Consider the following 5,741-nt stretch of genomic DNA (forward strand, 5'->3'; position numbering starts at 1 on the left):
CGCGAGCGAGAGGATCGCGGCGGCGGCAAAGCCGGGACGGGCGGCGAGGACCCGGGCGGCGTGCTTGAGATCGGTGGCGAAGCCTTTCATCGTCGTCTCCTCAATCCGTCCGGAGCGCGACCGCCGGATCCACGCGAGCGAGAAGCGCCGCGTGAACGACGGAGACGATCGCGGTATTTGCGCCGATCGCCAGGGCGAGCGTCGCGACGGCGACGAATGCGAACCCGGGATTCTTGCGGAGGCCCCGCAGCGCGAACCGGACGTCCTGAAGGCCGTGCGTCATCGGATCCTCCCTTCGTCCGCGTCAGGCTTCGGCGGCGAGCGTCTCTTCCACGATCCGGCCGTCGAAGACGTGGATCGTCCTCTCGGCGTGGCGGGAGAATCTCGGATCGTGCGTCACGGTGCAGATCGTTGCGCCGTCCCGGTGGAGCTCCCGCAGGAGCTCCATGACCGACTCGGCGTTGCGGGAGTCGAGGTTCCCGGTCGGCTCGTCGGCGAGGAGGATCGAAGGGGAGCCCGCGAGCGCCCGGGCGACCGCGACGCGCTGCTGCTGGCCGCCCGAGAGCTGCGCCGGATAGTGCTTCGTCCGGTGGCTCATCCCGACGCGCTCGAGCGATTCGTGGACCCTCTTCTTGCGCTCGGCGGAAGACATGCCGCGGTAGGTGAGCGGGAGCTCGACGTTCTCGTATACGGTCAGATCGCCGATCAGGTTGAAGCTCTGGAAGATGAACCCGATCTCGCGGTTGCGGATGCGCGCCCGCTCCGACGGGCCGATGTCCTCGACGGCCTTGCCGTTCAGGCGGTACTGGCCGTGGGTCGGCGTGTCGAGGAGTCCCATGATGGCGAGGAGCGTCGACTTCCCGGATCCCGAAGGTCCGGCGATCGCGACGTACTCTCCCTTCCGGATGTCCAGATGGATCTCCGACAGGGCGTGGGTCTCGACCTCGTCCGTGTAGAACACCTTGCGGATTCCTTCCATGTGGATCAGGGAGTCCGGATTCGCCGTCATCGTCTTCCTTTCATTCGAGACGGACACGGTTGAACCCGTCCCATCTCGACATGTCCGAGAGGATTGCCTGATCGCCGGCCTTGAGACCTCCGAGGACCTCGACCGCGTTGACCGACCCTCGTCCGAGCTTCACCGGAACGCGCTGCGCGAACTTGCCTCCGGGTTCCAGGACGAACATTCCGACGGTGCTCTGCTCCTGCCCGAACGCGGGGCGCCCGATCGACAGGACGTTCTCGAGCTTCTCGAGCTGGATCGTCCCGTCGACGGACAGGTCGGGCCGCGCGCCCTTCGGAAGCGGGCCGCGGATCGCGACGTCGACCGTGACGGTTCCGTTCTGGACGGCGGGGTCGATCCGGCTGACGACGCCGGCCACGACGCCGTTTCGCGTGTCGATGTCCGCCGGCTGCCCCGCCAGGATGTCCTTGGCCTGGGTCTCGGCGATTTTCAGCTCCGCCTTGAGCTTGTCGGGCTGCGCGACCTTCGCCAGCGTCGCCCCCGCCGCAACGCGCTGCCCCACCTCGACGGGGACCTGCTGGAGGATCCCGTCGATCCCCGCTCGAACCTTCAGGGCCGCCGCCTGGTCCCGCCGAACCGCGGCGAGCGCCTGGACCTTTTCGACGGAGGTCTTCTGGCTCGCGAGCTGCGCCGAGACGGAGTCCGCGCTCATGTCGAGGCGCTTCTTCTCGATGTCCAGCCGTTTGGCCAGCTCCTTGACCTTGCCCCGCGAATTCTCGAGCACCAGATTGGAGACGAGCCCGTCGGCGAAGAGTTTCTCGTTCATGTCGCGCTCGCGCGACGCCTGGTTGTAGTCGGCCTCGAGTGTGGCGAGGCTCGCCTCCTGGTCGAGGCGCTGCCCTTCGATCTTCACCTTCTCGCTGATGTAGTCGGCTTCGGCGGACTTGAGCTGGAGCGCCGCGTCCTGCGAGGCGAGCGACACGTCCGGGTTCGAGAGCTCGAGGATCACCGTGTCGGCCTTCACGGCGGTGCCGGGGAGGACGAGGATCTTCTCGACCCGCCCGTCCGTGGCGGCCGGGATCCACCGGATCACCTCGGGGACGAGCGTGCCCGTTCCCCGCACCTGCCGCAGCATCTCGCCGCGCTTGGCCACGTCGATCCAGAGCGTGGCCCGGTCCACTGTCGGCGCCGCCGGCTTCAACCGCCGCAGGCCGAGCGTGACGGCCAGGAGCGCGAGCGCTCCTACGCCGGCGAAAATGATGCGCCGCCGGCGAGGTTTTCGGGTGTCTCTTGGGATATCCATTCGGGTTCCTTCGGGGACGCAATAACAAGCCCGGTGCCACAATCGATTCCGATGGCTGTCAACGGTTTACGTCCGGTGGAGAACGAAGTTCTGGCCGGGCACGGGATTTGATAATCCCAATTGCGGACACTTGGCCGGATGTGAGCAGTCGGGGTTCAGATTTTTTCGGCAGGAGAAATAATACCGCTGGACTCAATGTTTTTATGGTCGAACCGCCCGGTCGAAAGTTCTGGTGAAAGCTGAGGGCCGTTCAGAGGAGTGACTTTCATGTCAGAAACACTGTCTCTTCCCGTCGTCCCGATGCGGTCGGCGGTTCTCTTTCCCGGGGTCGCGGTGCCGATCACGGCCGGCCGCAAGCCCACTCTCCGGGCGATCGAGGCGGCGCTCACGCACCCCGAGCCCCTCGTCTTTGCCGTGACCCAGCGGCAGGACCTCGACGATGTCACCCCCGAAGGCCTCTACACGATCGGAACGATCGCTTCGATCGGCGCCGTGCAGCGCGGCCTCGGGGGGACCCGTCTGCTCCTGAACGGCAAGCAGCGCGGGATCGCGATGCGGATCGCGGAAAAGAACGGCCACCTCGAGGCGACGGTCCTCGAGGCCCGGGAGATGCTTCCGCTCGATCCGAAGGACCCCGCGTTCGTCGCCCTGCACAGGGAGGCGCGGGAGCGCGCGTCCGAGCTCGGAAAGAAATCGGGAGTTCCGGAGGAAGTCATCGAGCAGATCCTGGGCGAGGTCAACGAGCCGGGCCGCCTGGCCGACCTCGTGGCGGGCTACGTCGAGATCCCGCTCGCCGACCGTCAGGGGCTGCTCGAGACCCTCTCGGTGGAGGACCGCCTCCGCCGCGTCCTCGTGTTCGTCCAGCGCCAGATCGGGATGCTCGAAGCGCAGGAGGACATCAAGTCGAAGGTGCAGGAGGAGCTGGGAGATCGCCAGCGCGAGATGTACCTGCGCGAACAGATGAAGGCGATCCAGAAGGAGCTCGGCGAGGGAGAAGGCGCCGAGGAAGGCCTGAGCGAGCTCAAGGAGAAGCTCGACGCCCTGACGCTGCCGGAAGACGTCCGCAAGGAGATCGACCGCGAGTGGGGGCGCCTGACGCGGATCCAGAGAGAGTCTCTCGAAGCCCAGATCCTCCGCAGCTACCTCGAGTACGTCTCCGAGCTTCCGTGGTCGACGCGAAGCGACGACCACCTGGACGTCGGCGAGGCGTCGCGCATCCTCGACGAGGACCATTACGGGCTGAAAGACGTCAAGGACCGGATCCTCGAGTTCCTCGCCGTCCGGCAGCTGCGGGACGCGCAGGCCCGCGCCGCCGCCAGGCCAGCGGAAGGACCCGGCGCTCCCGGCGCGGCGAAGGAGACGGCGGCGAAGCCGGAAGGCACCGGAAAGGGGAGGATCCTCCTCTTCGTCGGCCCTCCCGGCGTCGGCAAGACGTCGATCGCGAAGTCGATCGCGCGCGCGATGGGGCGCAAGTACGTCCGCATCTCGCTCGGCGGCGCCCGCGACGAGGCCGACATCCGCGGCCACCGGCGCACGTACGTCGGTGCGCTGCCCGGCCGCATCCTGCAGGGAATGAAGCAGGCGGGGACGAAGAACCCGGTCTTCCTCCTCGACGAGGTGGACAAGCTCGGCGTCTCCTACCAGGGCGACCCGGCGAGCGCGCTCCTCGAGGTCCTCGATCCGGCGCAGAACGACACGTTCACCGACCACTACCTCGCCGTGCCGTTCGACCTGTCGGAGGTCTTCTTCATCGCGACGGCGAACTTCCTGCAGAACATCCCGGGGCCGCTGCTCGACCGGATGGAGGTCGTCGACTTCGCCGGCTACACCGAGCGGGAAAAGCTCGAGATCGCGAAGAGCTATCTCGTGCCGCGTCAGATCACCGACAACGGGCTGAGCCCCGACCGGTTCACGATCGAGGACGGGGCGATCGCCGAGGTGATCACCGGATATACCCGCGAGGCGGGCGTGCGCCAGCTCGAGCGCGAGCTCGGGAAGCTCGCCCGGAAGATCGCGCGGCGTCTCGCCGCCGGCGAGACGGGCCCCTTCGCCGTCCGCGCCTCGGACGTCGCCGCCATCCTCGGCCGGCCTAAGGTCCGCGCGGAGCAGAAGGCGACCCAGGACCAGGTCGGCATCGCGACCGGGATGTACTACACGCCGGCCGGCGGCGACATCATGTTCGTCGAGGCGTCGCTGATGCGCGGCAAGGGTGAGCTCGTCCTGACCGGGCAGCTCGGCGACGTCATGAAGGAGTCGGCGCGCGCGGCATGGACGTACGCCCGATCGCACGCCTCGGCGCTCCAGATCGACGAGGAGGCGTTCGACCGCGACGTGCACATCCACGTGCCGGCCGGCGCGATCCCGAAGGACGGCCCCTCGGCGGGAATCACGATGGCGACCGCGCTCGTCTCGGCGCTCTCGAAGCGCCCGGCGCGCAGCGACGTCGCGATGACCGGCGAGATCACGATCTCCGGGCGCGTGCTCCCGATCGGCGGCCTCAAGGAGAAGATCCTCGGCGCGGTGCGGGCGGGAATCACGACGATCGTCATCCCCAGGGCCAACGAGTCCGACCTCGAGGACCTGACGGAGGAAGTCCGGAGCATGCTGACGGTCTATCCCGTCTCGGAGCTCGGCGAGGCGCTCTCCTTCACGCTCCGCGGGGCGACGTTCCGCGAGGGGCGGCTCCGGTTCGCTCCGGAGGAAGTGGCTACCGCGACGGCGACTCTCGGCGAATCCGCCTCGCTCCAGAGCGAAACGCCGCACTGAGAGCGTCTCTCCTTCGATGACGGAGGCGGCCTTTCGGGGCCGCCTTTTCCTTGCTCTCGGGAACTCGACCACTCCGTGCCAGAATGGTCGTCCCCCCGGTCGTTCCGGCTGGTGGTCGGCAGTCATTTTCGAAAGGAGCCTTCATGCGTGTGTTCGCGCGAGTCTTCGCCATCGCGGCCTCGATCCTCGGCGCCGCCGCCGTTCTTCCCGCCGTGTCTCTCACCGTGGGAAATCCCTCGATCAGCTCGGCCGTGGCGGACGCCGGCGTATCGGACAGCACCCTCATCGATCTCAACAATCCGGCGAGCGCCACCGGCTCGCTCACCGCGGTCCGGTTCGGATGGGGCGTGTCCTCGTGCGCCGTGGCGGGCAAGGTGAAGATCTTCCGTCGGACCGGCGATTCCCTGACGCTGACCGCCGAGCAGGCGGTGAACACGCTCACGCCTTCCGGCGATTTCTTCACGGCCGCGCTCTCTCCCGCGCTCCCGATCCGCCAGGGCGATCTGATCGGAATCTACGGCAGCGGCTCCTGCGGCAACCCGGTCTATCTTTCCAATCCCTTCGCCGGGAGCTTTCTGATCTACTCCGGCGACGTCGAAGGAACGCGGCCGTTCGACCCGTCGCTCGTCGCCTCCGGGGGCGTGGCGGTGTCCGGGACCGGAATCGTCTCCGAGTACCGCGCCGGCGTCATCCCCGGGGTCGGCTCGG

5 protein-coding genes are annotated in these 5,741 nt (G+C 67.7%); 2 read left to right on the forward strand and 3 right to left on the reverse strand.

Features of this window, described 5'->3' with window-relative positions; all coding sequences use genetic code 11:
- Window positions 1-100 precede the first annotated feature (100 nt).
- The 3 genes from VKH46_05160 to VKH46_05170 are packed head-to-tail and all read right to left on the reverse strand — an operon-like array spanning window position 101 to window position 2,267.
- Window positions 101-283 carry a hypothetical protein gene (locus VKH46_05160; GenBank protein ID HKB70212.1) on the reverse strand — a complete coding sequence of 61 codons (183 nt, stop codon included), beginning with the start codon at window positions 281-283 and terminating at the stop codon, window positions 101-103.
- A 21-nt stretch (window positions 284-304) separates the two neighbouring features.
- A complete protein-coding gene (locus VKH46_05165) occupies window positions 305-1,009 on the reverse strand; it encodes an ABC transporter ATP-binding protein (GenBank protein HKB70213.1) in 705 nt (234 codons plus the stop codon).
- Between the two features lie 10 nt (window positions 1,010-1,019).
- A complete protein-coding gene (locus tag VKH46_05170; protein ID HKB70214.1) occupies window positions 1,020-2,267 on the reverse strand; it encodes an HlyD family efflux transporter periplasmic adaptor subunit in 1,248 nt (415 codons plus the stop codon).
- A gap of 267 nt (window positions 2,268-2,534) precedes the next feature.
- On the opposite strand from VKH46_05170, the gene lon reads away from it, so the two are divergent.
- Entirely contained in the window at window positions 2,535-5,033 is a 2,499-nt protein-coding gene (lon, locus tag VKH46_05175) for an endopeptidase La (protein HKB70215.1), read from the forward strand.
- Between the two features lie 143 nt (window positions 5,034-5,176).
- A partial coding sequence (locus tag VKH46_05180) for a hypothetical protein (protein ID HKB70216.1) occupies window positions 5,177-5,741 on the forward strand: 565 nt, incomplete at its 3' end.

The sequence above is a fragment of the Thermoanaerobaculia bacterium genome, from assembly GCA_035260525.1.
Lineage (GTDB): Bacteria > Acidobacteriota > Thermoanaerobaculia > UBA5066 > DATFVB01 > DATFVB01.